The sequence below is a fragment of the Streptomyces sp. NPDC024632 genome, from assembly GCF_055559175.1.
In genome coordinates, this window is the sequence record NZ_JBVHLD010000007.1 from 296,552 (window position 1) to 323,546 (window position 26,995).

Consider the following 26,995-nt stretch of genomic DNA (forward strand, 5'->3'; position numbering starts at 1 on the left):
GTGATGACTCCACGTTAACGCTCGCTAACTCGGTTGTCTAGACTCGATCTCATGAACCCGACGAAGACGGCGGAGAACCGTCGCGAGCAGATTCTCCGAGAGGCCGCCCGGCTCTTCGCCGAGCGCGGCTTCCACGGGGTCGGTGTCGACGAGATAGGCGCCGCGGTCGGCATCAGCGGCCCCGGTCTCTACCGGCATTTCGCGGGCAAGGACGCCATGCTCGCCGAGCTGCTGGTGGGCATCAGCGGCCGGCTGCTGACCGCGGGCAAGATGCGGGTCGCCGAGGCGACCGGGCCCGTCGAGGCGCTGGACGCGCTGGTCCGCGGTCACATCGACTTCGCGATCGACGACCGGCCGCTGATCACACTGCACGACCGCGAGCTGGACCGGCTGCGCGACTCCGACCGCAAGCTGGTCCGCCAGCTCCAGCGGCAGTACGTCGAGGAGTGGGTCGCGGTCGTGCGGCTGGTGCATCCGGGCGCCACCGAGCTGGAGGTGCGCGCGGCCGTGCACGCCGTCTTCGGTCTGCTCAACTCCACTCCGCACCTCGGCGAGCGCGGCGGACTGCCCGGCAGGACCGCGATGGCGGCCCTGCTGCACCGGCTCGCCCTCGGGGCGCTGGACGCGCTTGACGGTCTGGACAGCACGGCCGACTGGCGGGTAACTTACTGAGCGCTTGCTTAATGCTCGATTGTCGACCGTCCCGGCAGCGGACCCGGTCGCGGATGGGAGGCGCGCTGTGCGTCGTACGGTGTTCAACGAGGACCACGAAGCGTTCCGCGAGACGATACGTGCCTTCATCGAGGCCGAGGTCGTCCCCGTCCACGACGAGTGGCTGGCGGCTGGCCTGGTCCCGCGCGACTTCTACTACAAGCTCGGCGAGCTGGGCGTCTTCGGCATCGAGGTGCCCGAGGAGTTCGGCGGCGCGGGCGAGCACAGCTTCAAATTCCAGGCCGTCATCAGCGAGGAGTGCGCCCGCGCGGGCGTCAGCTTCGGCGGCAGCGGGGTCCACGTCGGCCTCTGCCTGCCCTACGTGATGGCCTACGCCACCGACGAGCAGAAGAAGCGCTGGCTGCCCGGCTTCGTCAGCGGCGAGACGATGTTCGCCATCGCCATGACAGAACCCGGCACCGGCTCCGACCTCGCGGGCATGAAGACGACGGCCAAGCTCTCCGCCGACGGCACGCACTACGTGCTCAACGGCGCCAAGACCTTCATCACCGGCGGCGTCCACGCCGACCGCGTCATCGTCTGCGCCCGCACCGCCCCCGCCACGCCCGAGGACCGCCGCGCGGGCATCTCCCTGTTCGTCGTGGACACCAAGGCCGACGGATACGCGGTCGGCCGCAAGCTCGACAAGCTCGGCCTGCGCACCTCCGACACCGCGGAACTCTCCTTCTCCGACGTCAAGGTCCCGCTCGAGGACCTGCTCGGCGAGGAGGGCAAGGGCTTCTCCTACCTCGGACAGAATCTCCCGCAGGAGCGGCTGGGCATCGCCGTCGGCGCGTACGCCCAGGCCGCCGCCGCGATCCGCTTCGCCCAGGCGTACGTCCAGGACCGGACCGTCTTCGGCCAGACCGTCGCGTCCTTCCAGAACACCAAGTTCGAACTCGCCGCCTGCAAGGCCGAGGTGGACGCCGCGCAGGCCGTCGTCGACCGCGCCCTCGAAGCGCACGACAAGAAGGAGCTGTCGGCCGCGGACGCCGCCTCCGCCAAGCTCTTCTGCACCGAGGTCGCCGCCCGCGTCATCGACCGCTGCCTCCAGCTCCACGGCGGCTACGGCTACATGAACGAGTACCCGATCGCCCGCCTGTACGCCGACAACCGCGTCAACCGGATCTACGGCGGCACGAGCGAGGTCATGAAGTCCATCATCGCCAAGTCGATGGGCCTGTGACCGTAGACCCATCCGTGAGAAAGCCGGCGGACGCGTGAATGCCGAAAGACCCGTGAACGACTCCCGGGATCCGCTCCAGTCCCTGCTCGATCTGCTCGACCTGGAGCGGATCGAGCGGGACATCTTCCGCGGTGTCAGCCGGTCGGCCGTGGTGCCCCGGGTCTTCGGCGGCCAGGTCGCCGCACAGGCCCTGGTCGCCGCGGGCCGCACGGTGCCCGAGGACCGCGGCGCGCACTCGCTGCACGCCTATTTCCTGCGGCCCGGCGACCCCGGCGCGCCGATCGTCTACCAGGTCGACCGGATCCGCGACGGCCGCTCCTTCACCACCCGGCGGGTCGTCGCGATCCAGCACGGCCAGCCGATCTTCCACCTCTCGGCGTCCTTCCAGGTCCACGAGGAGGGCCTGGAACACCAGGAGCCGATGCCGTACGCGCCCGACCCGGAGACGCTGCCGACGGCCGAGGAGATGCTGCCCGTACACGCCGCGCGGTTCCCCGACCCCACGGTGGTCGACCGGATACTCGAGACCCGTGCGGCCGTCGACCTGCGTTACGTCGAGGACCCGCCGTTCCTCACCGCGGGTGTCATCCGCGAACCGCGCTCCCAGGTCTGGTTCCGCGCCCGCGGCAAACTGGCCGACGACCCGCTGCTCCACGTCTGCCTCGCCACCTATGTGTCGGACATGACGCTGCTCGACTCGGTCCTGCTCGCCCACGGCCGCGGCGGCTGGGCCGTCGGCGACGTGGTCGGCGCGAGCCTGGACCACGCCATGTGGTTCCACCGGCCCTTCCGGGCCGACGAATGGCTGCTCTACGACCAGCAGAGCCCGTCCGCCTCCGGCGGTCGCGGCCTCGGCACCGCCCGGATCTACACCCGCGACGGGCAGCTCGCCGTCTCGGTGATCCAGGAGGGCCTGGTGCGGGTGCCGCGCGACTGACGCTCACCCTTTCGGGTGAGCGCGGATTTCCGCTCCCGGAAACCAGACACGCGGGGCATTCCGGCGCGGTGGCTCCCGAGGCGCGCCCCGGCTCTGATCGGGCGGCTCCGCCTACGCCGCCTCGACCGCCGGTCCGACCGGCAGCGTCGCCCGTACGAGAAAGCCCCCGGTCGCCGCGGGCGACGCGATGAATTCGCCGCCGAGCTGCACCGCCCGCTCGCGCAGCCCGGCGAGACCGTGGCCGCCCGAGGGCAGGGCCGGTCCCGGCGCCGCCGACGCGGGTCCGTTGCGCACCTCCACCACCAGCACGTCGCCGCTGTGCCGCACCAGGACGCGGGTTTCCGCGCCGGGCGCGTGCTTGCGGATGTTGGTGAGCGCTTCCTGCACGATGCGGTACGCGGCGTGCTGGACGTCCGACGGCAGGCGGGCGGCGTCGGCCGGGGCCGTGGCGCCGGGCAGTTCGCCATGCGTGCCGGGTCCCGCGGCGGCGACCAGCGCGGGGATGCCCGCGAGGCCGGGGCCCGCGTCCAGCGGCTGCCCCGACGTCACCGGCAGCCGCAGCAGCCCCACCATCCGGCGCAGCTCGTCCAGCGCGTCCCGGCTCAGCTCGCGCACCGCCCCGGCCGCCGCCCGCGCCTGCGGTCCCCGCGCGGTCGCCTCCAGGGCGCCGGACTGCACGGCGATCAGGCTGATGTGGTGCGCCACGGTGTCGTGCATCTCGCGGGCGAGCCGGGCCCGCTCCCGTACCACCGCCTGTTCCGCGGCCAGCTCTCGCTCCCGTTCCCTGCTGGCCGCCAGCTCCTCCAGCCGCCCGGCCAGCTCGCGCCGCGAGGCGGCGAACAGGCCCAGCGCGGTCGGCGCCAGGGCCAGCAGCGAGGACAGCATCACCGCGAGGATCGTGTCCGACAGCCCCCAGGGTGCCGGGGCGCGGAACGGCCAGGGCACGCAGGAGACCGTCGCCGCGAGCAGCGCGCAGCCACCGATCAGCAGGGCGCGGCGAGATATCACGCGCTCACCCGAACGGGTGAGCGTGGCCGATGAGGTAGCGGCCGTCGTCCCGGGTGGTAGGAGAGCCGCCGAGGCGAAGGACGTGGCGGGCGGCGTACCGGAAGGCGCGCTCTTCGAGGGCCCGGCCGGAGAAAACGGCCACCCTTGTGCGCGGTGACGGTCGGGGCCGCCCGCGGCGATCTCGTAGAGCGCGCCCATCGGCGAGAACCAGATGTAGCCGAGCGAGAGGGCGGGCAGGGTCGCGGCGAAGGCGATCAGCGGGAAGCGGTGCCGGAACAGCAGCGCCAGCGTGCCCAGGGCCGCGAAGGCGAACGAGACCGGGCCGCCGAAGGAGCGCGTGGCCCACACCTCGGTGGCGGAGAGGGCGAACAGCGCGGCGTCCGGCAGGGCGACACGTGGCTTCACGATCACTTCGGCACCCGTACCAGCCCGGCCTGGTGCGCGACGACGGCGGCGGCCACCCGGTTGGGCGCGGCGAGCTTCCGCAGCACCGCGCGCACATGGTCCTTGACGGTGCCGACCGAGATCCCCAGCTCCGCGGCTATCCGGGCGTTCGGCAGCCCGGCCGCCAGCAGCCGCAGCACCTCGGTCTCGCGGTCGGTCAGCGGCGCCAGGGCCGCGGCGTGGGCGGACGCCTCGGGCGTACCGGGCCCCTCCGCGCCGTCGGAGCCGAGCGGACCGCCCAGGAAGCCGTCGACGACCGCGCGGCCCACGGTGGGGGTGAAGACGGTGCCGCCGCGCGCCATGACGCGTACCGCGTCGATCAGGGTGCCGACCGCGGTGTCCTTGAGCAGGAAGCCGGTGGCGCCCGCCGCCATCGCCGCGCGCAGATGGGCGCTGGTGTCGAAGGCGGTCAGCATGGCGACGGCGGGCGGCGAGGGCAGTGCCCGCAGGGCGCGCAGGACGGTCAGTCCGTCGTCGGGCGGCGGCATCACCGCGTCCAGCAGGACGAGGCCGGGACGCGTCGCGGTCACCGTCTCGACGGCGTCGTGCCCGTCGCAGTCCGCGACCACCCGGATGTCGCCGGAGGATTCGAGGATGCTTCGCAGGGCGGCCCTGACCAGTGCTTCGTCATCGACGATCACGACCTGGACCACTGCGCCTGCCTTCCTCGCCCCCTCTTGACCCTCATGTTCCTTTTGTTCCCTCAACGATGGTAGCGAGCAAAGCGACGGACCGGGACCGCGTCAGTTCCGCGCGGCCTGACCTGCGGCTGTCAGATCGGCGGTCGCCAGCAGATACGCGGTCAGCGGCGCGTAGTGCTGCGGCGGCACATTGTCGTCCAGCGGGACGGTCACCAGCAGGCTGCCCTCCGCCTCGCCGACGAAAAGCGCCGGGTCGTTGCAGTCCGCGAAGCCGACCGTGTCGATGCCGCGCTCGCCCGCGTACCCCGCCCAGCCGTGGTCGGCGATCACCAGATCGGGCAGCGGCTCGCCGTCGCGCTCCAGCGCGTCCAGGATCTCCCGCATCGGGTCGGGCGAGTGGGTGTGCACCAGACCGCCCGCCCGGTGGACCATGGAAACGGACGCCAGGTGCCGGATCTCACCGCCGTCCGCGTACAGGCGCTCCGACGGGGTGATCAGCGTGCAGCCCGCCTCGCGCAGCGCGGCGGCCAGCTCCCAGTGGACGGCGAACAGACCCGCCGGGTGACCGGTCGCCACCAGCACCCTGGAGCCGTTTTCCGCCGCCTTGTGCAGCACATCGGCCATCCGGTCGAGCGCGTCGATCGTCAGCTCGGGATCGATGGTGTCCTGCCCGTGCCGGTGCCCGGGATCGGCGACGACACCGCACCGCTCGGCCATCAGCTCCAGCACCGCCGCCTGGTCGTCCCAGCGGTCACCCAGCTCCAGGCCGAACCAGTAGTAGCGATTTCCCTCGGCCAGCGCCCGGAAGTGGTCGAGGTTGTTCTCGCGGCTGGTCGCCACGTCGCCGGCTATCCGGGTGCTGGTCAGATGGGCGACGAGGGCCTGGCGGGTGGGTGCTGCGGCAGCTGGATCCATGGGCATGCGCACATTGTCCCGCTCCGCCGCTCGGACGTGCGTCCGGCCGGGGATCGACGCCGAGGCGTAATCGGAACCCCCGATTGGAGGAAACGTACATTCCGGTGGCTTCCGGCGGCCACGTAGGGTCGGCCTCGCCCCTCAGGCGGGCGATCCCCAACGAAAGAGGCAGCCACCCATGAGCAGCGCAGAGCCGCGCGGCCCCGTCGACTCCTCGCGTGTCCCGCGCTATGCGGGACCGGCCACCTTCGCGCGCCTGCCGCGCCTGGACGAGGTCGGCGCCGCCGACGTCGCGGTCGTCGGCGTGCCCTTCGACTCCGGCGTCTCCTACCGGCCCGGCGCGAGGTTCGGCGGCAACGCGATCCGCGAGGCGTCACGGCTGCTGCGCCCGTACAACCCGGCGCAGGACGCGTCGCCCTTCGCGCTCGCCCAGGTCGCGGACGCGGGCGACATCGCCGCCAACCCGTTCGACATCAACGGGGCCGTGGAGACCGTCCAGGCCGCGGCGGACGACCTGCTGGACACCGGTGCCCGGCTGATGACGCTCGGCGGCGACCACACCATCGCGCTGCCCCTGCTGCGCGCCGTCGCGCGCAAGCACGGCCCGGTGGCGCTGCTGCACTTCGACGCGCACCTGGACACCTGGGACACCTACTTCGGCGCCGAGTACACCCACGGCACGCCCTTCCGGCGCGCGGTCGAGGAGGGCATTCTCGACACGTCGGCGCTGTCGCACGTCGGCACGCGCGGCCCGCTGTACGGCAGGAAGGACCTGGACGACGACGAGAAGATGGGCTTCGGGATCGTGACGTCCGCCGACGTCATGCGGCGCGGTGTCGACGAGGTCGCGCAGCAGCTCAGGGAGCGTGTCGGGAACCGTCCGCTGTACATCTCGGTCGACATCGACGTGCTCGACCCGGCACACGCGCCCGGCACCGGCACCCCGGAGGCCGGCGGGCTCACCTCCCGCGAACTGCTGGAGATCCTGCGGGGCCTGGCCGACTGCCACCTGGTGTCGGCCGATGTCGTCGAGGTCGCCCCGGCCTACGACCACGCCGAGATCACCTCGGTCGCGGCCTCGCACACCGCCTACGAGCTGACGACGATCATGTCCCGGCAGGTCGCCGCGGCCCGCTGACGGCCCCTCCAGGGCCGCCCCGCGGGCCTGTTCGCGGCCCCTCGGCGGCCTGGCCGGCGTCGCCCCGGGGACTACGACCAAGGTCGCACCGCCCCGCGACCTTGGTCTCCCATTTGTTGCGGGAGGATGAAACGCGCACGCCGGAGCGTTGCAGCCTCCGGCGGCAACGGGTGGACGGACGGGCTGGAGGACGCGGGTGGCAAGGTCGTTGACCAGGGCGAGGACGACGAAGGAAGGTCCTGTCCCCGGTGAGGGGGCGGCGGCGCGGACGCCGAAGGAGCGGGGCTGGCTGTGGCGGCTGACCACGTACTGCTGGCGCTACCGCCGCAATGTGCTGCTCGCGATGGGCGCGTCACTCGGCGGCATGGCGGTGACCGCGCTGGTCCCGCTGGTGCCGAAGCTGATCATCGACGACGTGATCGTCAAGCACGACAAGCCGCTCGCGCCCTGGGCGTTCACCTTGATCGCGGCGGCCGTCGTCGTCTATGTGCTCACCTATGTGCGGCGCTACTACGGCGGACGGCTCGCCCTGGACGTCCAGTACGACCTGCGCAATGAGATGTTCCGCTCGATCATGCGCCTGGACGGCCGCCGCCAGGACGAGTTGAGCACCGGCCAGGTCGTCGGCCGCGCCACCAGCGACCTTCAGCTCATCCAGGGTCTGCTCTTCATGCTGCCGATGATGATCGGCAATCTGCTGCTGTTCGTGCTCTCGCTCGTGGTGATGCTCACGCTGTCGCCGCTGCTCACCCTGGTCGCGCTCGCGGTCGCCCCTGCTCTGTGGTTTATCGCCGACCGGTCGCGTAAGCGGCTGTTTCCCGCGACCTGGTACGCGCAAGGTCAGGCGGCGGCCGTCGCGGGCATCGTCGACGGCTCGGTCACCGGTGTGCGCGTGGTGAAGGGCTTCGGCCAGGAGCAGCAGGAGATGGACAAGCTGGAGACGGTCAGCCGCAAGCTGTTCGCCGGCCGCCTCCGTACCATCCGCCTCACCGCCCGCTACAGCCCCGCGCTCCAGGCGGTGCCCTCCCTCGGCCAGATCGGCATGCTGGCGCTCGGCGGCTGGATGGCGACCCGCGGCCAGATCACCCTCGGCACCTTCGTGGCCTTCTCCACCTACCTGGCGCAGCTCACCGGCCCGGTCCGGATGCTGACGATGATGCTCACCGTCGGCCAGCAGGCGCGGGCCGGGGTCGAGCGGGTCTACGAACTGATCGACACCGAGCCCACGCTGACCGACGGCACCAGGACGCTGCCCGCGGACGCCCCCGCCACCGTCGACTTCGACCACGTCACCTTCGGCTACACCGAGGACCGGCCGGTCCTCGACGGCTTCGACCTGCGCGTCGAGCCCGGCGAGACCGTCGCCGTCGTCGGCTCCTCGGGCTCCGGCAAGTCCACGGTCTCGCTGCTGCTGCCGCGGCTGTACGACGTGACCGGCGGCGCCGTACGCGTCGGCGGCGTGGACGTACGGGAGCTGACCTTCGAATCGCTGCGGTCCGCGATCGGCATGGTCCCCGAGGACAGCTTCCTGTTCTCCGACAGCGTGCGGGCGAACATCCTCTACGGCCACCCGGACGCCACCGAGGAGGAGATGCTCGCCGCCACCCGCGCCGCGCAGGCGGACGGCTTCATCTCCGACCTGCCCGACGGCTACGACACGGTCGTCGGCGAGCAGGGCCTGACCCTGTCCGGCGGCCAGCGCCAGCGCGTCGCCCTGGCCCGCGCGATCCTCACCGACCCCCGGCTGCTGCTGCTCGACGACGCCACCTCGGCGGTCGACGCCCGGGTGGAGGCGGAGATCTTCGACGCGCTGCGCGAGGTGATGCGCGGCCGTACGACGCTGCTGATCGCCCACCGCCGCTCCACGCTGGCGCTCGCCGACCGGATCGCCGTACTGGACGCGGGACGCCTGGCGGACGTCGGCACGCACGAGGAGTTGCAGGAGCGCTGCCCGCTCTACCGCGCGCTGCTCACCGACCCGGACGCGCTCGGCGCCGACGTGGTCGACCTCGACCCGGCGGGGCGGATCGAGTGGGAGGCGGCGCAGACGGACATGGCCGCGGCGCAGGCCGAACTGGCGGGGGCGCGGACCGAGGGCTGTACGGACGGCTTCGAGTGCCCGCTCGACGAGGACGGCCCGGCGCGGGGCGACGGCGCTTGTCCCGACGCTCTGACTCCGGAGGCTCTGACTCCGGAGCTGTGGCCTGCCGACCGGCGGGCCGCGGCCGAGGACGACGACCGGCGGAGCGCCGGCGCGGGCGCCTCCGGGCCGGCGCGGGTCGCCCCCGTCCAGGGCGGCATGGCGGGCGCGCTGGCGGGCATGCCCGCCACTCCCGACCTGCTCGCCAAGGTCGCCGCGCTGCCGCCCGCCCTGGACACCCCGGAGGTCGACGAGGACCGGGCGCGGACCGCCGAGGAGAAGTTCGGCCTCGGCAGCCTGCTGCGCGGCTTCCGCACCCCGCTGCTGCTCAGCCTGGCGCTGGTGGCCGTGGACGCCATCGCGGGACTGCTGCTGCCGGTGCTGATCCGGCACGGCATCGACGCGGGAGTCCGGCAGGCGGCGCTCGGCGCGGTCTGGGTGGCGTCGCTGCTCGGCCTGGTCCTGGTGATCGCGCAGTGGGCGGCGGAGTGGGGCTCGACCCGGCTCACCGGCCGCACCGGCGAACGCGTCCTCTACACCCTGCGCGTGAAGATCTTCGCGCACCTGCACCGGCTCGGCCTCGACTACTACGAGCGCGAGCTGACCGGCCGCATCATGACGCGGATGACCACGGACGTGGACGCGCTGTCGACGTTCCTCCAGACCGGGCTGGTCACGGCGCTGGTCAGCGTCCTCACTTTCCTCGGCATCCTGGTGGCGCTGCTCGCCATCGACGTCCAGCTCGCCCTGATGGTCTTCGCCACGCTGCCGATCCTGATCGTCGCCACCTGGGTCTTCCGCCGTAAGTCGGTGAAGGCGTACGAGCTGGCGCGCGAGCGGATCGCCGTCGTCAACGCCGACCTCCAAGAGCACGTCGCGGGTCTGCGGATCGTGCAGGCGTTCCGGGGGGAGCGGCGCGGGGCGGAACGATTCGCCGAACGCGGTGACGACTACCGGACGGCGCGGGTGCGCGGCCAGTTCCTGATCTCCGTCTATTTCCCCTTCGTTCAGCTGCTGTCCAGCGTGGCGGCGGCGCTCGTCCTGATCGTGGGCGCGCACCGGATCAGCGCGGGGACGCTCACGGCGGGCGCGCTGGTGGCGTATCTGCTCTACATCGACCTGTTCTTCTCGCCCGTGCAGCAGCTCTCGCAGGTCTTCGACGGCTACCAGCAGGCGTCGGTGTCGCTCGGCCGGATCCGTGAGCTGCTGCACGAGCCGACCGCCACCCCGGCCGCCGCCCGGCCGCGTGAGGTCGGAAGGCTGCGCGGCGAGATCGCCTTCCGCGACCTGCACTTCAGGTACGGCGGCGAGGGGGCCGAGGGCGCGGAGGCGCTCAGCGGCGTGAATCTGCGCATCCCCGCCGGACAGACCGTCGCCTTCGTCGGCGAGACCGGCGCGGGCAAGTCCACCCTGGTCAAGATGGTCGCGCGGTTCTACGACCCGACCGACGGCGCGGTGCTGGTCGACGGCACCGACATCCGCGAACTCGACCTCACCGCCTACCGGCAGCGCCTCGGCGTCGTCCCCCAGGAGCCGTACCTCTTCGCGGGCACGGTGCGCGACGCCATCGCGTACGGACGGATGGGCGCGACCGACGCGGAGGTCGAGGCGGCGGCGCGGGCCGTCGGCGCGCACGCGATGATCGCGACGCTGGAGGGCGGCTATCTCCACCAGGTCGCCGAGCGGGGCCGCAATCTGTCGGCCGGACAGCGGCAGTTGATCGCCCTGGCCCGCGCCGAACTGGTCGACCCCGCCGTCCTGCTTCTCGACGAGGCGACCGCGGCCCTCGACCTGGCCACCGAAGCCCTCGTCAACCAGGCCGCCGACCGGCTCGCCACCCGGCGTACGACGCTGGTCGTCGCGCACCGGCTGAGCACGGCGGCCCGTGCGGACCGGGTCGTCGTCCTCGACCACGGGCGGGTCATCGAGGACGGCACCCACGCGGCGCTGCTGGCCCGCGACGGCCGCTACGCCGAGCTGTGGCGCACCTTCACGGGCGAGGTGCGCGCGGTGGCGTGACGGGAGGACCCGTCGCCCGTGCGACGGAACCGGCGGGTCCCGCCTTCCTGGCCTGCCGCCCTTCTGCCCTTCTGGCCTTCTGGGCTCCTGGCGTCCCGCCTTCGGTCAGCCGAAGGCGGGTCGCGCCGGGATCCGGTCCTTCGGCACCTCGAACACCACCGTCACGCGGAAGTCCGTCAGGCACTCCGCCGTCGGCGTCGGCTGCTCGACGCGCAGCTTCAGCGAGTTGCCCGCCACGCCGAGCGTCGCCGACGTGGCCGCGCTGCACCCGGTCGACTCGGTCCAGCCGACCAGCACGTACCGCCCGAAGTCCGTCGCCGCCCCGCCCGCCGAGATCTCCGCCGCCGTCTTCCCGTCGTTGTGCGCCACGGTGGTGGCGAAACGGTCCAACTCGCCCCGGTCGCGCAGCACCTCGTGCGTCCCCGCGACGGCCCGCACCGACGACGAGAAGTACACGACGCGACTGGCGATCGACCCCGTCCCCGGCGTCACCCCACCCGTGGTGGGGCCACCGGTCGTCGGCGTCGCGGTCGTCGGCTCGGTGGTCGTCGGCGGCGCGGTGGCCGTGTCGCCGCTCGGCGTCACGGGCCCGGTCGTGCTGGACGGCGCGCCGTCCGCCGCGTCCGAGGTGCCGCTCCCGCAGGCGACGGCACCCAAGGTCAGCGAAACGGCCAGTGCCACGGCCCAGGCCGCTCCGCGCTGATTCACCTTCACGGTCAGCATGCCGGTGTGACGGTCCCCGACCCCGCACGGTTCCGCGATGGCCTCAGGGGCATGGTCACCGCCCGGCTGCGGGCGCGGCGGACGGTGCGGAAATCGTGGGCGCATGCCCCGATCATCCGTCCTCGGCGGCCGATCCGGGCCCAGCCGCCCAATGCGACCTCAACGTGTCGACCGCCGCGACGATCGAGGGCCTGCGCGCGGCCCCCGTCCGCCACAGCGCGTACAGCCGCCGCACCGGAGCGGGCTCCAGCGGTACGACCGCGACGCCCTCGGGCCCCGGTCCCCGCCCCAGCCTCGGCACCAACGCGATACCGAGCCCTGCCCCCACCAGCGCCAACTGCGTCCCGTACTCGCCGACCTGGAAGGCCATGTCCGGCTCCGTCCCGGCCTCCCGCAACGTCCGCACCAGCCAGTCGTGGCACACCGACCCCGGCGGCTGGCAGATCCACCGCTCGTGCGCCACATCCGCCCGCGTCAGCGACGCCCGCTCGGCCAACCGGTGCCCGGCAGGGACCAGTACGTCGCACCGGTCGTCCCCGATGACCGCCCGCTCCAAGCCAGGCGGCGCGGGCAGGGGCGCGATGTCCCAGTCGTGCGCCACGGCCAGGTCCACCGCCCCGCGCGCCACCAGGTCCACCGACAGATGCGCGTCCGCCTCCAGCAGCCGGAGCTCCAACGCGGGGTGCGCCGCGGTCAGTTCCGCCAGCACTCCGGGCAGCAGCCCGCAGGCCGCAGTCGGGAACGCCGCCAGCGTCAGTCGTCCCGTGGGCCGTCCGCGCTGCTCCTCCAGCGTGACCTCGGCCGCCTCCACGATCGACATCAGCCGTTGCGCGGTCTCCACCAGCAGATGCGCCGCGTCCGTGAGCGTCACCCCGCGCCCGTGCCGCTCCAGCAGCACGGACCTGGTCTCCCGCTCCAGCTTGGAGATCTGCTGCGAGACCGCCGACGGCGTGTAGCCGAGCGCTTCGGCCGCCGCGCCCACCGACCCGTGGACGTGCACCGCGTGCAGCGCCCTCAGCCGCGCCAGATCGAGCATGCCGTTCAGGCCGAGTCGGCCAGCAACCGGGACAGGTGCTCGCGCGCTGGGCCGAGCAGCCCCGCCAACTCCGGCACCTGCGGATACCAGCGCTTCTCGTACTCCCAGCACAGCCAGCCGTCCCAGTCCGCCCGGCTCAGCACCTCGACGGTCTCCGCCAGCGGCAGCACCCCGGCCCCCAGCGCCAGCGGTGTGGTGTCCGCCGCCGAGGCGATGTCCTTGACCTGGACATAGCCCAGGTACGGGGCCAGTGCCGGATAGGTCGTGGACGGCTGCTCTCCCGCCAGCCAGGTGTGCATCACGTCCCAGATCGTGCCGACCCCCTGGTGTCCGACCAGGCCCAGGATCCGCGCCACATCGGCGCCGCCGCGGTGCGAGTCATGGGTCTCCAGCAGCACCCGCACCCCGAGGTCGGCGGCGACCGGCGCCACCGCTGCGAGCCGGCGCGCGGCGACCGTGTCCGCCTCCTGCGACTCGGTGTCACCTCCGCCGGGGAACACCCGCACGTAGGAGGCCCCCAGATCGGCCGCGAGGGTCATCGCCGCGCCGATCTCGTCGAGCACCGGCTGGTCGTCCCCGGGCGCGGCCACCTTGGCGTAGGCGGCCACGGTGAGGATCTCGACCCCGGCCTTGCCGAACTGCTCCACCACGTCGGCGCGTTCACCGGCCGAGAGACCGGGGTGGACCGGTTCCTCGTCGCTGGCGCGCAATTCGACGCCGTGGAAGCCGTTTTCCGTCGCGAGCCGCACCACCTGCTCGATGGGCAGGGCCGGGACGCCGAGAGTGGAGAAGGCGAGTTTCATTCGCCGGACACTAGGCACCGCTTCCTGCCGGGTCAACCGCGTTCGGCCCCGCCCGACCCGTGTTCAGCCCCTGCTCGGCACCTGTTCAGCCGCGAACGATGCCCTGCGCGCGGGCCGCCGCCAGCCAGTCGGGGAACTCCGCCATGAGCTGGTCGTACAGCACCGCGTCCGATATCGATCGCGGGTCCTTGCCCGCGGGGAAGAACCCCGCGTTGTCCACCACCCGTTTGGCGGGTACCGGCAGTTCGTCCAGCCGCCGCAGGAAGCGGAATTCGTCGTCCCCGAATCCCACGAACTGCCAGAAGATCGGCAGCTTCGCCGCCTTGCACAGCACCTCGATGGTCGCGCCCTTGTTGATCGGCCCGCCGTCGGTCTGGAACACCACGAACGCGGGCGCCGTCGACCCCGACCGCTGATAGTGCTCGATGACCGCTTCCATGGCAGCCGCGTAATTGGTGCGACCCATATGGCCGTACGCCTCATTGAGCTTGTTGATCCGGCCGCCGTACCGCGTCAGCGACACCTCGTCCACACCGTCGACCTCGGTGGAGAAGAACACGACGGGGACGATGCCGTCGTCGTCGAAATGCGCGGCCAGGCCGAGTGTCTGCTCGGCGAGATGCTGGACGGTGCCGTCGTTGTAGAACTCCCGCATGCTGCCCGAGCGGTCGAGCACCAGATAGACCGCGGCGCTTTCGCCCGACAGCCGGTGCTTGTCCAGGCTGACGGCCGCCTGCTTGTAGAGGCTGACCAGACCGGGCGCGGTCTGCTCCACCTTCTGCATCGAAATCGCCATGGAATCCCCCTGTACCGTGTCTGCGATGTCGTGTCGGCCCTGCGGCGCTGTCCCCTACAGCGCCAAGTGCCAGTCCTGCCCCATGAGTTCGCGGCCGAAGCTGTGATGCCGCTGCTCCGCGACGAGTTCGAATCCCGCGCGCTGATAGATCGTTCGGGCGCCGGCCAGTATGCCATTGGTCCACAGGACCAGATCGGTGTAGCCGGCGGAGCGGGCGAAGGCGATGCATTCGTCCACCAACAACTTGCCTATGCCGTGCCCCCGGGCGGCCGGATCGACCAGCAGCAGCCGTAGCCGCGCGGTGCCCGGCTCCTTGTCGCGTACACAGAAGACGCAGCCCGCCCGCCGTCCGTCGAGTTCGGCGATCCACACCGCGTCGCGCTCCGGATCGCGATGGGCGGCGAAGTCCGCGACGATCTGGGCGACCAGCGCCTCGTACTCCTCGTTCCACCCGAACTCCGTCGCGTAGACCTCCGCGTTGCGCTCGATGGACCACCCCAGATCGCCGGGGCGCGCGCCGCGCAGCACGACCCGCGACGCGGACGGCTCGCCGCCGGTGGCCGGGGCACGGCCGTCGCCACCGCTGTCGCCGCTGACGGTGTTGTCGCGCAGTATTTCCCGAACCGTCCGCATCGCCTCGGACAGCCGCGGCCGGTCCTGCAGACGTATGCGGTCCACCAGCGAGCCGACGGCTTCCTCCGACCGCTCCTCCAGCAGCGACGCGGCCTGCCTCCCGTGCGTGGTCAGCTCTATCCGCTGCCGCCTGGCGTCCTGTTCTGACGGGCCGCGGGTGACCAGTTGCCGCTCCTCGAATTTGGCCAGCATCCGGCTGAGATGGCCCGCGTCCAGCGACAACTCCACCCGCAGGTCGGCCGCGTCGGTCCGCGGGGCGTGCGCCAGCTCGTACAGCACGCGCGCCTCGGTGAGGGTGAACGGTGTGTGCAGGTGGCGGCTGTAGTCGAGCGCACCGATCAGGTTGGTGTAGAAGCGGTTGAATTCGCGGATCTCCCGGACGGCCATGATCAATCCCCCATTTCCTTTGCCTGAGTCAAAGGTAGGCGGATGCGGGGCCGGGCGGAAGACCCCTCCGAAACCTGTGGATAACTTCAGTCGGACCGGTCCGACGGCGGCGCCGTCGACCCGCGGACCATGAGTTCCGTACGGATCGTGGCGACCCCGCCCGGCGGCGGGGACAGCCGCCCCATCACCAACCGCCCGGCTCGCGCGCCCGCCTCCTGCAAGGGAATGCGGACCGTCGTCAGGGCCGGGGAGACATCGGCGCTGAACGGCAGATCGTCGAATCCGGCGACCGACACGTCACCGGGAATGCTCAGCCCCTGGTCCCGCAGCGCCGCGCACACGCCGAGCGCGACCGTGTCGTTCGCGGCCACGATCGCGGTCAGACCCGCGTCCCGCCGCAGCAGTTCGAGCGCGGCGTCGTAACCCGACGCCCGGTCGTACGTCCCGTGCACCGTCAGCCGCTCCGCGTACGCCTCCGGATCCGAGGTGATCCGGGTGCCGCTCGCGGCCAGGGCCGCACGGTGGCCCTCCAGCCGGTGCCGGGAGGTGCTGCGCTCGACCGGCCCCGTCACGTAACCGATTCTGCGGTGGCCCAGGGACAGCAGGTGCTCGGTCAGCCGCCGCGCGCCGCCGCGGTTGTCGAAGGCGACGGTGGCCGCGACGAGCCCGCTGTCCGGCAGGGTCAGCGGGGGACGGCCGCACAGCACGACATTGGCGCCGGACGCGGCGAGCCGGGTGAGCCGCGCGGTGACCGCCGCCGTGTGCTCCCCGCTCTCCACGGCGCCCCCGGTGAGGACCACGCCCGCCGCGCGCTGGCGTTCGAGCAGCGTGAGATAGGTGAGTTCGGCCTCGGGGGATCCACCGGTGTTGCACACGACGGCGAGCTTGCCGCCGCCCGGCGCCGCGCCCGCGCTGATCTCGGCCTGGACGGCGCTCGCGATGAGCCCGAAGAAGGGGTCGGCGACATCGTTGACGAGGACGCCGACCAGGTCGGAGGTGGCGGCGGCGAGGGCCCGCGCCTGGCCGTTGACGACATAGTCCAGTTCGGCGACGGCGCGCCTGACCCGCTCCCGAGTGCTTCCCGCGACCGGGTAGTTGCCGTTCAGAACACGGGACACGGTCGCCGACGACACTCCGGCGCGCGCCGCCACATCGGCCAGAGTCACTGCCATCTCGGTCTGGTCCTTCTGCAGGGGGCGGTGGGCGCGAGGGGCGCCGTGAGGTGCGCGTTCCCGCTCGCAGGGGCACATGGTCTCACTTCGTGGACGCGAGGGGGAGCGGTGGCGCATGTGAGAGAAAGCGCTTCCATTCACCACCAGGAGACTCTTGTCGAACGCAAGCAGTGGCGGCTAGCGTGAACGAGCAGAAAGCGCTTGCTATTGCCTTGCTGGTGACCGTGGGCGCGTTCCCTGCATCCGGCAGCGATGAGAGGACTTGTCACGTGACACGCAGGACAGTGCGGATCGCCATGAACGGCGTCACCGGGCGGATGGGATACCGGCAGCACCTGGTCCGCTCCATCCTGAGCCTGCGTGAGCAGGGCGGACTCGACCTCGGCGACGGCACCACACTGTGGCCCGAGCCGATCCTGCTGGGCCGGCGCGAGCACGCGCTGCGGGCCATGGCCGAGCGGCACGGCATCGAGCACTGGTCGACCGACCTCGACGCCGTCCTCGCCGACCCCTCCGTCGACATCTACTTCGACTCGCAGGTGACCGCGGCACGCGAGACCGCGCTGAAGGCGGCCATCGCCGCGGGCAAGCACATCTACTGCGAGAAGCCCACCGCCACCTCACTCGACGGAGCGCTGGAACTCGCCCGGCTCGCCACATCCGCGGGCGTCAAGCACGGCGTCGTGCAGGACAAGCTCTTCCTGCCGGGCCTGCTGAAGCTCAAGCGGCTCATCGACGGCGGCTTCTTCGGCCGGATCCTGTCCATCCGCGGCGAATTCGGCTACTGGGTCTTCGAAGGCGACTGGCAGAGCGCCCAACGCCCCTCCTGGAACTACCGCTCGGAGGACGGCGGCGGCATCGTGGCCGACATGTTCCCGCACTGGGAGTACCTGCTGCACGAGCTGTTCGGCCGGGTCCGTACCGTCCAGGCGCTCGCCACCACCCACATCCCGCAGCGCTGGGACGAGAAGGACAAGCCGTACGACGCCACCGCGGACGACGCCGCCTACGGTGTCTTCGAACTCGAGGGCGGCGCCGTCGCACAGATCAACTCCTCCTGGGCGGTGCGCGTCAACCGCGACGAATTGGTGGAGTTCCAGGTCGACGGCACGCACGGCTCCGCGGTCGCCGGGCTGCGCAACTGCCGCGTCCAGCACCGTTCCGCCACGCCGAAGCCGGTGTGGAATCCGGACCTGCCCGCCACCGAGTCCTTCAGGGACCAGTGGCAGGAGGTCCCGGACAACGGCGACTTCGACAACGGATTCAAGGTCCAGTGGGAGCTGTTCCTGCGGCACGTCGCGCTCGACGAGCCCTGGCAGTGGGACCTGCTGGCCGGTGCCCGGGGCGTCCAGCTCGCCGAACTCGGCCTGGCCTCCTCCGCGCAGGGCCGCCGCTTCGAGGTTCCGGAGCTGGCCCTGTGAGCATCCTGCTGCCGGACGCGTCCGGTGAAACGCGCACCTATGTGCCGCGTTCGGAATCCGTCACCTATAGAGCGGATCTTCCGCTGCGCAGCCGTGTCGTGTACTCCGCCGCCCATGTCGTGGCCGACCCGCTGCGGACGGCGGCGGACGAGCCCGCGGCCGTCGACTGGGACGCCACTCTCGCCTTCCGCCGCCATCTGTGGTCGCACGGGCTGGGCGTGGCCGAGGCCATGGACACCGCGCAGCGCGGCATGGGGCTCGACTGGGCGGGCGCGGCGGAGCTGATCCGCAGGTCGGCGGCCGAGGCGCGCGCCGTCGGCGGCCGGATCGCCTGCGGTGTCGGCACCGACCAGCTCACCGGTCCCGCCGCCACACTGGACGAGGTCGCCGCCGCCTACGAGGAGCAGTTGGCGCTCGTCGAGGCGACCGGTGCGCAGGCCGTCCTCATGGCGTCCCGCGCCCTCGCCGCGGTCGCGAAGGGCCCTGAGGACTATCTGGAGGTGTACGGGCGGCTGCTGCGTCAGGCCGGCGACCCGGTGATCCTGCACTGGCTCGGCCCGATGTTCGACCCGGCGCTCGCCGGGTACTGGGGCAGCGATGATCTGGACGTGGCGACCGACACCTTCCTCGACGTCATCAAGGCCCACCCGGACAAGATCGACGGCGTGAAGATCTCGCTGCTCGACGCGCGGCGCGAGGTCGAACTGCGCCGCCGCCTGCCGCAGGGCGTGCGCTGCTACACCGGCGACGACTTCAACTACCCCGAGCTGATCGAGGGCGACGAACAGGGCTTCAGCCACGCGCTGCTCGGCATCTTCGACCCGCTCGCGCCCCTGGCGTCGGCTGCCGTCAGCGCCCTCGACACCGGGGACGCCGCCGGTTTCCGCCGCGTTCTCGACCCCACCGTCGAGTTGTCCCGGCACCTGTTCCAGACACCGACACGCTTCTACAAGACCGGTGTCGTCCTGCTCGCCTGGCTGGCCGGGCACCAGTCGCACTTCAGCATGGTCGGCGGTCTCCAGTCGGCCCGTTCCCTGCCGCATCTCGCCCGCGCCTACGAACTGGCCGACCGGATCGGCCTGTTCCCAGACCCCGGACTCGCCGAGGCTCGGATGCGCGGCCTGCTCGCCGTATACGGAGTGGACGCATGACCGTACCGACGTCGCCCGACCCCGAGTCCTCCGCATCCGCCTCTCACGACGACGTGCACAGCGACGTGACCGGCGACCTCTCGCGGCTGAGCATCAACCAGGAGACCGTCAAGCAGTGGTCGCTGCCCGAGCTGGCCAAGGGCTGCGTGGCGGCCGGGATCGGCTCGGTGGGGCTGTGGCGGGCGCCGGTGCGGGAGTACGGCGTCGAGCGTGCAGCGGACCTGATGCGGGACAGCGGGCTCACCGTGACATCGCTGTGCCGCGGCGGATTCTTCACCGCGACCGACCCGGCGGAGCGGGCGACCGCGCTGGACGACAACCGCGCGGCGATCGACGAGGCGGCGACGCTGGGAACGGCCACCTTGGTGCTGGTTTCCGGCGGCCTGCCCGCGGGCGACCGCGACATCGCCGCCGCCAGGGAGCGGGTCGCCGACGCGATCGGCGAGCTGGCGCCCTACGCGGCGGAGCGCGGGGTACGGCTCGCGATCGAGCCCCTGCACCCGATGTACGCCTCCGACCGGTGTGTGGTCTCCACGCTCGGCCAGGCGCTGGACATCGCCGAGCGCTTCCCCGCGGACCAGGTGGGTGTCGTGGTCGACACCTATCACCTGTGGTGGGACGACATGGTGCCTACGCAGATCGTCCGGGCCGGAGCGGCAGGCAGGATCGCCTCCTTCCAGGTCGCCGACTGGGTGACACCGCTGCCGGAGGGGGTGCTGCTGGGGCGGGGACAGCTCGGCGACGGATGCGTCGACCTGCGGGGACTGCGTGAGCAGGTGGACGCGACGGGCTTTCGCGGGCCGGTCGAGGTGGAGATCTTCAACCCCGCGCTGTGGGCCAGGGACGGCGCTGAACTGGTCGCCGAGATCGCCGATCGGTACCTCCGGCACGTTCTCTGAAAAAAACTTGAGAGATTACGCATCCGTCGTACAACCCTTCCGGGGGGTCGGTGGTCTTACTGGGCATCAAGGCTCCTGGGAGGGGTTTCACGGAGCCGAGAGGGAAATGCGCCCGAGGGGGGCTTCGGGGGTAGCAGGGGGGAAACGAAAGAGGTCCGGCCTTGTGCCGGACCTCTTTCGTATCTCTGTGCGGACGCTGTGACCGCCGGGGCGGCTCGCCGCGTCCGCCTCACTTCGCCCGGCGGGCCCGCTTGGCCAGCACCGTCGCCACCACGGGAATGAGCGTCTCCAGCGCCATCGTGACCGCCGCCACCGGAAGACCCGTCCGCTTCGACACCGCGCGGGCCGTCGGCGCGGTCGCCTTGCGCAGCACCGTGGTGAGCAGACCGCCGCCCACGCCCGTGCCGAGCCCCGCGAAACCGGCGACCCCGGTGAGCGGCTCCGGTTCCGAGGCGGCCTGCTCCAGCGCCTGGCTCAACTCCGCGGTCCCGCCCGGTGTCACCGCCTCGTCCGTGACCACACCGGTCAGCGAACCGACCGAGGCGCCCACGACCTGCCGAGCCGCGTCCGTGTCCGTGCCGAGCCGATCGGCCATCTCCTGAAGCCGCTCGTCACCCAGCTCGGTCAGCACTTCGTCCTGCAGCGGTCGGTCGCTCATGTGTCGCACGCTACGCGGGCGCGCGAGCGGCGGCCCCCGGAGTTCGGCCGAACGCGTGAAGGGCCGCAGCCGGGTGGCCCGAGCGGCGTTGTCCACAGGGGGAGTTGCCGCCGGAGAGTTATCCACAGGGCGGCAACGGGGTGTCCGAGCCAACCGGTACCTTCGGAACAGATCACCAACGGGAGGGCCGGGAAGGGAGGCCGGGCATGGGCGAGTCGGGGCTGGCCGTGCTGGACGGCGTCCTGGAACGGATCACGTACGCCAACGAGGACACCGGGTACACGGTCGCGCGGGTGGACACCGGCCGTGGCTCGGGGGATCTGCTGACGGTCGTCGGCGCGCTGCTGGGGGCGCAGCCGGGGGAGTCGCTGCGGATGCACGGCCGCTGGGGCTCGCATCCGCAGTACGGCAAGCAGTTCAGTGTCGAGAACTACACGACGGTGCTGCCGGCCACGATCCAGGGGATACGCCGCTACCTGGGATCGGGGCTGATCAAGGGCATCGGGCCGAGGATCGCGGAGCGGATCGTCGACCACTTCGGCACCGGCACGCTGGAGATCATCGAGGGCGAGCCGAAGCGGCTGATCGAGGTGCCAGGACTTGGCCCCAAGCGCACCAAGCTGATCGCCGCCGCGTGGGAGGAGCAGAAGGCGATCAAGGAGGTGATGGTCTTCCTCCAGGGAGTGGGGGTGTCCACTTCCATCGCCGTGCGGATCTACAAGGGCTACGGGGACGCGTCGATCTCCGTGGTGAAGAACCAGCCGTACCGGCTGGCCGCCGAGGTCTGGGGGATCGGCTTCCTGACCGCGGACCGGATCGCGCAGGCGGTCGGGATACCCCACGACAGCCCGGAGCGGGTCAAGGCGGGATTGCAGTACGCCCTGTCGCAGGCCACTGACGGCGGCAACTGCTATCTGCCCGAGGAACGGCTGATCGCGGACTCGGTGAAGCTGCTCCAGGTCGACACGGGCCTAGTGATCGACTGCCTGGGCGAGCTGGCCGAGGAGGAGGGCGTCGTCCGGGAGAGCGTGCCCTCGCCGGACGGGCACGAGGAACAGGCGAAGGCCGTCTACCTGGTCCCCTTCCACCGGGCCGAGATATCGCTCGCCGCCCAGTTGCTGCGGCTGCTGCGCGGACCGGAGGACCGGCTGCCCGCCTTCCGGGACGTGGAGTGGGACAAGGCGCTGGCCTGGCTGGCAACCAGGACGGGGGCCGATCTCGCACCGGAACAGCAGGAGGCGGTACGGCTGGCGCTGACCGAGAAGGTCGCCGTGCTCACCGGCGGCCCCGGCTGCGGCAAGTCGTTCACCGTGCGCTCGGTGGTGGAGCTGGCGCGCGCGAAGAAGGCCAAGGTGGTGCTGGCCGCCCCGACCGGCCGCGCCGCCAAGCGGCTGGCCGAGCTGACCGGTGCCGAGGCCTCGACCGTGCACCGGCTGCTGGAGCTGAAGCCGGGCGGCGACGCGGCGTACGACAAGGACCGGCCGCTGGACGCGGATCTGGTGGTGGTCGACGAGGCGTCGATGCTCGACCTGCTGTTGGCGAACAAGCTGGTGAAGGCGGTGCCGCCGGGCGCGCACCTGCTGTTCGTCGGCGATGTGGACCAGTTGCCGAGCGTCGGCGCGGGTGAGGTGCTGCGTGACCTGCTCGCGGCGGACGGCCCCGTGCCCGCCGTGCGGCTCACACGTATCTTCCGGCAGGCCCAGCAGTCCGGGGTGGTGACCAACGCGCACCGGATCAACTCCGGTGTCCCGCCGCTCACTCAGGGCCTGCCCGACTTCTTCCTCTTCGCCGAGGAGGACTCGGAGGAGGTGGCCAGGCTGACCGTGGACGTGGTGGCCCGCCGCATCCCGGCCCGCTTCGGGCTCGACCCGCGCCGTGACGTCCAGGTGCTCGCGCCGATGCACCGGGGTCCCGCGGGCGCGGGCGTGCTCAACGGACTGCTCCAGCAGGCCGTCACCCCGGCGCGGCCCGACCTGCCCGAGCGCCGGTTCGGCGGCCGGACCTTCCGGGTCGGCGACAAGGTCACGCAGATCAGGAACAACTACGACAAGGGCGCGAACGGCGTCTTCAACGGCACGGTCGGCGTGGTCACCGGGCTGGACACCGTCGAGCAGCGCCTCACCGTGCACACCGACGAGGACGAGGAGATCCCGTACGACTTCGACGAGCTGGACGAGCTGGCCCACGCGTATGCGGTGACGATCCACCGCTCGCAGGGCAGCGAGTATCCGGCCGTGGTGATCCCTGTCACCACCAGTGCCTGGATGATGCTGCAGCGCAATCTGCTCTACACCGCTGTGACCAGGGCGAAGCGGCTCGTCGTGCTGGTCGGATCGCGTCGCGCCATCGGTCAGGCGGTGCGGACGGTGTCGGCGGGAAAGCGCTTCACGGCTCTCGACCACCGGCTGTCCAGGGGCGCAAAATAGGCACTGAGTGCCACCTTTCGGCCCGATGGCCGACCCCGAGTGCACACGCCAGTGCCAAATGGGGGACAGTGGACCTCGTCAGGGCACCTCGAAGAAGAGGCAACACCGTCGGTGAGGGAATGACGTGAGCGACAAGTCTGTAGTACTGCGGTATGGGGACGGCGAGTACAGCTACCCGGTGGTTGACAGCACCGTCGGTGACAACGGCTTCGACATCGGCAAGCTGCGCGCCGACACCGGGCTGGTCACCCTGGACAGCGGTTACGGCAACACTGCGGCCTACAAGTCCGCGATCACCTTCCTCGATGGTGAGGAAGGCATCCTGCGCTACCGCGGTTACCCGATCGAGCAGCTCGCCGAGCGCGGAAGCTTCCTGGAGACCGCCTACCTGCTGATCAACGGCGAACTGCCGACGGTCGACGAGCTGGCGGAGTTCAAGGGCGAGATCACCCAGCACACCCTTTTGCACGAGGACGTCAAACGGTTCTACGACGGCTTCCCCCGTGACGCCCACCCGATGGCGATGCTGTCGTCCGTGGTGAGCGCGCTGTCGACCTTCTACCAGGACAGCCACAACCCGTTCGATCCCGAGCAGCGCCACCTCTCCACGATCCGGCTGCTCGCCAAGCTGCCGACCATCGCGGCGTACGCGTACAAGAAGTCCGTCGGTCAGCCGGTGGTCTACCCGCGCAACGACCTCGGCTATGTCGAGAACTTCCTGCGCATGACGTTCTCCGTGCCGGCCGAGGAGTACGAGCTCGACCCGGTCGTGGTCAGCGCCCTCGACAAGCTCTTCATCCTGCACGCCGACCACGAGCAGAACTGTTCGACGTCGACGGTCCGGCTGGTCGGCTCCTCGCAGGCGAACCAGTTCGCCTCGATCTCGGCCGGTATCAGCGCGCTGTGGGGCCCCCTGCACGGCGGCGCCAACCAGTCGGTGCTGGAGATGCTGGAAGGCATCCAGGCCGACGGCGGCGACGTGGACGCCTTCATCCGCAAGGTGAAGAACAAGGAAGACGGTGTGAAGCTCATGGGCTTCGGACACCGCGTCTACAAGAACTTCGACCCCCGGGCGAAGATCATCAAGTCGGCCGCGCACGACGTCCTGTCGGCGCTCGGCAAGTCCGACGAGCTTCTGGACATCGCGCTCAAGCTCGAAGAGCACGCGCTCGGCGACGACTACTTCGTCTCGCGCAAGCTGTACCCGAACGTGGACTTCTACACCGGCCTGATCTACCGGGCCATGGGCTTCCCGACCAGCATGTTCACCGTGCTGTTCGCCATCGGGCGGCTGCCCGGCTGGATCGCCCAGTGGCACGAGATGATCAAGGAGCCCGGCTCCCGCATCGGCCGTCCGCGGCAGATCTACACGGGCGTCGAGATCCGCGACTACGTGCCCGTCGAGGGCCGCTGAACCACGGGCTGAGCCTGGCCCCGCCACGCATGAAGAAGCGCCCCGCGCTGGATCCCCCCACGGGTCCGGCACGGGGCGCTCCCGTTCCCGGAACGGATCCCCCCACGGGTCCGACCGGGCGTCTTTCGGCGGCTGCGCCGTGCCGGGACGACTGCGGCCCGGGAGGGCCGCTCAAAGCTCCCCGGACATCGCCCCGGCGACGCATTCCCGGGCCGTCCCCCAAGACAGCCCGTTCCGCAGCCCCCCACCGGCTCCGCCGGGAGCGCGGTGCTCAAGACATAAGACCCACGAACCACCGTAATGGTTACGTTCCAAGCCCTGTGATCTACGTCTCTTCGAAAGGGGGCGTTTTCGCAGGCTACCCCGCTCGCGGGCGGTATGGGGCGATCCCGTAGCGTGCTGTCTCCTCATGAGGGGCGGAGTACATGGCACAGAACGGGACAGCGGGCCGCAGCGTCGTCGTGACCGGCGGGGGTACGGGCATCGGTCGGGCGATCTCGATCCGCTTCGCCGAGGAGGGCCACCACGTCACGATCGTCGGCCGTCGCCGTGAGGTCCTGCACGCCACCGCGGAGGAGCTGCGCCGGGAGCGCGGGCTGGACGTCACCCCGGTCGCCTGCGACCTGGCCGACCCCGACGACGTCGAGGCGGCGCTCCGGCACCTGCCCGAGCAGGTCGACGTCCTGGTGAACAACGCGGGCAGCCGGGAGCTGGCGATCGGCGCGGGCCCGCACGGGGTGCTCGCCCGCTGGCGCGGCGACTTCGAGCGCAATGTGCTGACCGCGGTGCTGCTGACCGAATCGCTGCGAGACCGCTTCACCGACAGCGGCCGGGTGGTCACGGTCACCTCGGTGGCCGCGCTGCGCGGCGGCGGCTCCTACGGGGCCTCCAAGGCCGCCCTGCACGCCTGGAACCACTCGCTGGCCGCCCAGCTCGGCCCGCAGGGCGTCACGTGCAACATCGTGGCGCCCGGCACCGTGGCGGGCACCGAATTCTTCGGCTCGCGGCTCAATGACGCCGAGCTGACCCGGCGGGCCGGGCGCACGCTCGTGGGCCGCGTCGGCCACCCCGCCGACGTGGCGGCGGCCGTGCTCTTCCTCGCGTCCCCCGAGGCCGGCTTCATCACCGGCGAGATCCTTCAGTGCAACGGCGGCGAACTGCTCGGCCGGTGACCCGGTGACCCGGTGACCCGGTGACCGGGTGGTCCCTGCGCTCCGGAGGCCCTGTGCTCCGGAGGCCCAGTGCGCCGGGAGCATTCCGCGTTCCGTGACAGGCGCGCCCGTACTCCCTGAGGAGTAGCCCGACTGGACCCTCAGGATGAATTCTCCTGGGAGCCCCCGAGGAATCCCCTGATCCACGGGAAACCCCCTTGCCCCGTCCCACCGGCCGCTGTCAGTTTTGAAGCCCGGGGGCGGGAAGAGGGGCGGTGGAATGGACGTTGCACTGAACGTGTCGTCACTGGACTTCACCTCGGGTCTCGCTGAGTACCTGCGAGGTGGACACGTCTTCTGGGCATACGCGGTACTGGCCCTCACCACGGCCCCGCCGCTCGTGCCCAACTCCGTGCTGCTCGTGACCGGCGGAGTGATGGCGGCCGAGGGACGGCTGGACATCGCCCTCGTGCTGCTGGTGGTGGCGGGCAGCGCGGTCCTCGGCGACATGCTGATCCACCGCACCGGCCGGGCGCTCAGCGGCCGTGTCCTGGCCCGCATGGAGCGCGACGAACGCCGGGCGGCGCTGCTCAGATGGGCCGCCCTGCGGATACAGCGGCACGGTGTGCCCTTTGTGATCGGTGTGCGCTTTCTGCCCAGCGGCCGAGTGATAGGCGGTCTCGCGGCGGGTGTCGTGCGCTATCCCGCCCGGCGTTACGCGGTGGGCGCGGGTGTCGCGGAGGCCGTCTGGGCCAGCTATTCCGTCGGAGCCGGTTATTTCAGCGGCAAAGCCGCTTCCAACTCGTTCTTCGCCCTCTGCCTGGGGCTCGGTATATCGATGCTCGTCGCCGGTATCGGCACGCTGGTGCAGTGGATCTCGCGAGCGCGTGAGCGCCGCGATCCCCGCCTGGTGGGGGAGCGCGAGGCGACCCGGCCTCCCTCGATGGTGGTACGGGCGTCCTTCGCGGGTGACGCGGTGGCCGTACCGGGACCCTCCGGCGGTGGTGGTACGGGACCGGCCGGTGGCCTGCCCGCGGGACCAGGGGCAGCGGCCACCACCACGTCGACATCCGTCACAGGTGCCACTGTCGCGCGCACAAGTCCGCCACCGGGCAAGGACCGGGGCGGATTTCCCTGTTTCTCGGCCGGTCGCGGCAAGTAGCCGTCGGCCGCGGCCCCGGACGCG

22 protein-coding genes are annotated in these 26,995 nt (G+C 71.4%); 12 read left to right on the forward strand and 10 right to left on the reverse strand.

All coding sequences use genetic code 11. The features are described from left to right. The first annotated feature begins 51 nt into the window (after positions 1-51). The 3 genes from ACZ37P_RS17220 to ACZ37P_RS17230 all read left to right on the forward strand — a co-directional run bounded on the left by ACZ37P_RS17220 (position 52) and on the right by ACZ37P_RS17230 (position 2,834). A complete protein-coding gene (locus ACZ37P_RS17220) occupies positions 52-672 on the forward strand; it encodes an SACE_7040 family transcriptional regulator (protein WP_355337000.1) in 621 nt (206 codons plus the stop codon). A 67-nt stretch (positions 673-739) separates the two neighbouring features. Then, positions 740-1,897 carry an acyl-CoA dehydrogenase family protein gene (locus tag ACZ37P_RS17225; RefSeq protein ID WP_355337002.1) on the forward strand — a complete coding sequence of 386 codons (1,158 nt, stop codon included), beginning with the start codon at positions 740-742 and terminating at the stop codon, positions 1,895-1,897. Between the two features lie 52 nt (positions 1,898-1,949). Next, positions 1,950-2,834 (forward strand): acyl-CoA thioesterase, encoded by an 885-nt coding sequence (locus ACZ37P_RS17230; RefSeq protein ID WP_467347143.1) that lies wholly within the window; start codon positions 1,950-1,952, stop codon positions 2,832-2,834. Between the two features lie 111 nt (positions 2,835-2,945). Here the strand turns inward: ACZ37P_RS17230 and ACZ37P_RS17235 are convergent, their stop codons facing one another. The 3 genes from ACZ37P_RS17235 to ACZ37P_RS17245 form a co-directional block, all read right to left on the reverse strand. Then, positions 2,946-4,247, reverse strand: a complete 1,302-nt coding sequence (locus tag ACZ37P_RS17235; RefSeq protein ID WP_467347145.1) for a sensor histidine kinase — start codon at positions 4,245-4,247, stop codon at positions 2,946-2,948. Between the two features lie 2 nt (positions 4,248-4,249). Beyond that, complete coding sequence (locus ACZ37P_RS17240) at positions 4,250-4,939, reverse strand: response regulator transcription factor (protein WP_467347146.1); 690 nt, start codon at positions 4,937-4,939, stop codon at positions 4,250-4,252. A 90-nt stretch (positions 4,940-5,029) separates the two neighbouring features. Continuing rightward, the gene (locus ACZ37P_RS17245; RefSeq protein WP_355337010.1) at positions 5,030-5,848 is read right to left on the reverse strand and encodes a phosphatase; all 819 of its coding nucleotides are present in this window, start codon (positions 5,846-5,848) and stop codon (positions 5,030-5,032) included. 172 nt (positions 5,849-6,020) lie between these two features. Here ACZ37P_RS17245 and speB point away from each other — a divergent pair, with 172 nt between their 5' ends. Beyond that, positions 6,021-6,980, forward strand: coding sequence for an agmatinase (gene speB, locus ACZ37P_RS17250; RefSeq protein WP_467347148.1), 960 nt, complete (start codon positions 6,021-6,023; stop codon positions 6,978-6,980). Positions 6,981-7,323: 343 nt separating this feature from the next. Then, on the forward strand, positions 7,324-11,139 hold the full coding sequence (locus ACZ37P_RS17255; RefSeq protein ID WP_467347230.1) for an ABC transporter ATP-binding protein: 3,816 nt from the start codon (positions 7,324-7,326) through the stop codon (positions 11,137-11,139). Positions 11,140-11,244: 105 nt separating this feature from the next. Here ACZ37P_RS17255 and ACZ37P_RS17260 read toward each other — a convergent pair whose 3' ends face one another. From ACZ37P_RS17260 to ACZ37P_RS17285, 6 genes are all read right to left on the reverse strand, one after another. Further along, positions 11,245-11,862, reverse strand: coding sequence for a hypothetical protein (locus tag ACZ37P_RS17260; protein WP_467347149.1), 618 nt, complete (start codon positions 11,860-11,862; stop codon positions 11,245-11,247). Between the two features lie 112 nt (positions 11,863-11,974). Beyond that, positions 11,975-12,898: a LysR family transcriptional regulator gene (locus tag ACZ37P_RS17265; protein WP_467347150.1), complete on the reverse strand. Its 924-nt coding sequence runs from the start codon at positions 12,896-12,898 to the stop codon at positions 11,975-11,977. 5 nt (positions 12,899-12,903) lie between these two features. Next, a complete protein-coding gene (locus tag ACZ37P_RS17270; protein WP_391160497.1) occupies positions 12,904-13,701 on the reverse strand; it encodes a sugar phosphate isomerase/epimerase family protein in 798 nt (265 codons plus the stop codon). 85 nt (positions 13,702-13,786) lie between these two features. Beyond that, positions 13,787-14,497: a VWA domain-containing protein gene (locus ACZ37P_RS17275; protein ID WP_401853570.1), complete on the reverse strand. Its 711-nt coding sequence runs from the start codon at positions 14,495-14,497 to the stop codon at positions 13,787-13,789. Between the two features lie 54 nt (positions 14,498-14,551). Further along, positions 14,552-15,517, reverse strand: coding sequence for a bifunctional helix-turn-helix transcriptional regulator/GNAT family N-acetyltransferase (locus tag ACZ37P_RS17280; protein WP_467347152.1), 966 nt, complete (start codon positions 15,515-15,517; stop codon positions 14,552-14,554). 86 nt (positions 15,518-15,603) lie between these two features. Further along, on the reverse strand, positions 15,604-16,689 hold the full coding sequence (locus ACZ37P_RS17285; RefSeq protein ID WP_467347154.1) for a LacI family DNA-binding transcriptional regulator: 1,086 nt from the start codon (positions 16,687-16,689) through the stop codon (positions 15,604-15,606). A 269-nt stretch (positions 16,690-16,958) separates the two neighbouring features. On the opposite strand from ACZ37P_RS17285, the gene ACZ37P_RS17290 reads away from it, so the two are divergent. From ACZ37P_RS17290 to ACZ37P_RS17300, 3 genes are all read left to right on the forward strand, one after another. Next, complete coding sequence (locus ACZ37P_RS17290) at positions 16,959-18,110, forward strand: Gfo/Idh/MocA family protein (protein WP_355337026.1); 1,152 nt, start codon at positions 16,959-16,961, stop codon at positions 18,108-18,110. Next, positions 18,107-19,261 (forward strand): dihydrodipicolinate synthase family protein, encoded by a 1,155-nt coding sequence (locus tag ACZ37P_RS17295; protein WP_467347155.1) that lies wholly within the window; start codon positions 18,107-18,109, stop codon positions 19,259-19,261. Before ACZ37P_RS17290 ends, ACZ37P_RS17295 begins: the two co-directional genes overlap by 4 nt. A 65-nt stretch (positions 19,262-19,326) precedes the next feature. Further along, complete coding sequence (locus ACZ37P_RS17300; protein WP_467347232.1) at positions 19,327-20,160, forward strand: sugar phosphate isomerase/epimerase family protein; 834 nt, start codon at positions 19,327-19,329, stop codon at positions 20,158-20,160. A 229-nt stretch (positions 20,161-20,389) separates the two neighbouring features. Here ACZ37P_RS17300 and ACZ37P_RS17305 read toward each other — a convergent pair whose 3' ends face one another. Then, on the reverse strand, positions 20,390-20,818 hold the full coding sequence (locus ACZ37P_RS17305) for a DUF937 domain-containing protein (RefSeq protein WP_467347156.1): 429 nt from the start codon (positions 20,816-20,818) through the stop codon (positions 20,390-20,392). Between the two features lie 206 nt (positions 20,819-21,024). Between ACZ37P_RS17305 and recD2 the strand changes: the two genes are divergently transcribed. From recD2 to ACZ37P_RS17325, 4 genes are all read left to right on the forward strand, one after another. Then, on the forward strand, positions 21,025-23,244 hold the full coding sequence (gene recD2, locus ACZ37P_RS17310; protein WP_467347157.1) for an SF1B family DNA helicase RecD2: 2,220 nt from the start codon (positions 21,025-21,027) through the stop codon (positions 23,242-23,244). 124 nt (positions 23,245-23,368) lie between these two features. Next, the gene (locus ACZ37P_RS17315) at positions 23,369-24,658 is read left to right on the forward strand and encodes a citrate synthase (protein ID WP_188280320.1); all 1,290 of its coding nucleotides are present in this window, start codon (positions 23,369-23,371) and stop codon (positions 24,656-24,658) included. 425 nt (positions 24,659-25,083) lie between these two features. After that, the gene (locus tag ACZ37P_RS17320) at positions 25,084-25,830 is read left to right on the forward strand and encodes an SDR family NAD(P)-dependent oxidoreductase (protein WP_355337035.1); all 747 of its coding nucleotides are present in this window, start codon (positions 25,084-25,086) and stop codon (positions 25,828-25,830) included. 259 nt (positions 25,831-26,089) lie between these two features. After that, entirely contained in the window at positions 26,090-26,971 is an 882-nt protein-coding gene (locus ACZ37P_RS17325) for a DedA family protein (protein ID WP_467347159.1), read from the forward strand. Positions 26,972-26,995: the final 24 nt, after the last annotated feature.

Excerpts from the sequence above, each read along its gene's own strand:
- ACZ37P_RS17220 (WP_355337000.1), top strand. The coding sequence starts at position 52 with ATGAACCCGACGAAGACGGCGGAGAACCGTCGCGAGCAGATTCTCCGA.
- ACZ37P_RS17245 (WP_355337010.1), bottom strand. The coding sequence starts at position 5,848 with ATGCCCATGGATCCAGCTGCCGCAGCACCCACCCGCCAGGCCCTCGTC.
- speB (WP_467347148.1), top strand. The coding sequence starts at position 6,021 with ATGAGCAGCGCAGAGCCGCGCGGCCCCGTCGACTCCTCGCGTGTCCCG.
- ACZ37P_RS17255 (WP_467347230.1), top strand. The coding sequence starts at position 7,324 with ATGGGCGCGTCACTCGGCGGCATGGCGGTGACCGCGCTGGTCCCGCTG.
- ACZ37P_RS17260 (WP_467347149.1), bottom strand. The coding sequence starts at position 11,862 with ATGCTGACCGTGAAGGTGAATCAGCGCGGAGCGGCCTGGGCCGTGGCA.
- ACZ37P_RS17265 (WP_467347150.1), bottom strand. The coding sequence starts at position 12,898 with ATGCTCGATCTGGCGCGGCTGAGGGCGCTGCACGCGGTGCACGTCCAC.
- ACZ37P_RS17270 (WP_391160497.1), bottom strand. The coding sequence starts at position 13,701 with ATGAAACTCGCCTTCTCCACTCTCGGCGTCCCGGCCCTGCCCATCGAG.
- ACZ37P_RS17275 (WP_401853570.1), bottom strand. The coding sequence starts at position 14,497 with ATGGCGATTTCGATGCAGAAGGTGGAGCAGACCGCGCCCGGTCTGGTC.
- ACZ37P_RS17280 (WP_467347152.1), bottom strand. The coding sequence starts at position 15,517 with ATGGCCGTCCGGGAGATCCGCGAATTCAACCGCTTCTACACCAACCTG.
- ACZ37P_RS17285 (WP_467347154.1), bottom strand. The coding sequence starts at position 16,689 with ATGGCAGTGACTCTGGCCGATGTGGCGGCGCGCGCCGGAGTGTCGTCG.
- ACZ37P_RS17305 (WP_467347156.1), bottom strand. The coding sequence starts at position 20,818 with ATGAGCGACCGACCGCTGCAGGACGAAGTGCTGACCGAGCTGGGTGAC.
- recD2 (WP_467347157.1), top strand. The coding sequence starts at position 21,025 with ATGGGCGAGTCGGGGCTGGCCGTGCTGGACGGCGTCCTGGAACGGATC.
- ACZ37P_RS17320 (WP_355337035.1), top strand. The coding sequence starts at position 25,084 with ATGGCACAGAACGGGACAGCGGGCCGCAGCGTCGTCGTGACCGGCGGG.
- ACZ37P_RS17325 (WP_467347159.1), top strand. The coding sequence starts at position 26,090 with ATGGACGTTGCACTGAACGTGTCGTCACTGGACTTCACCTCGGGTCTC.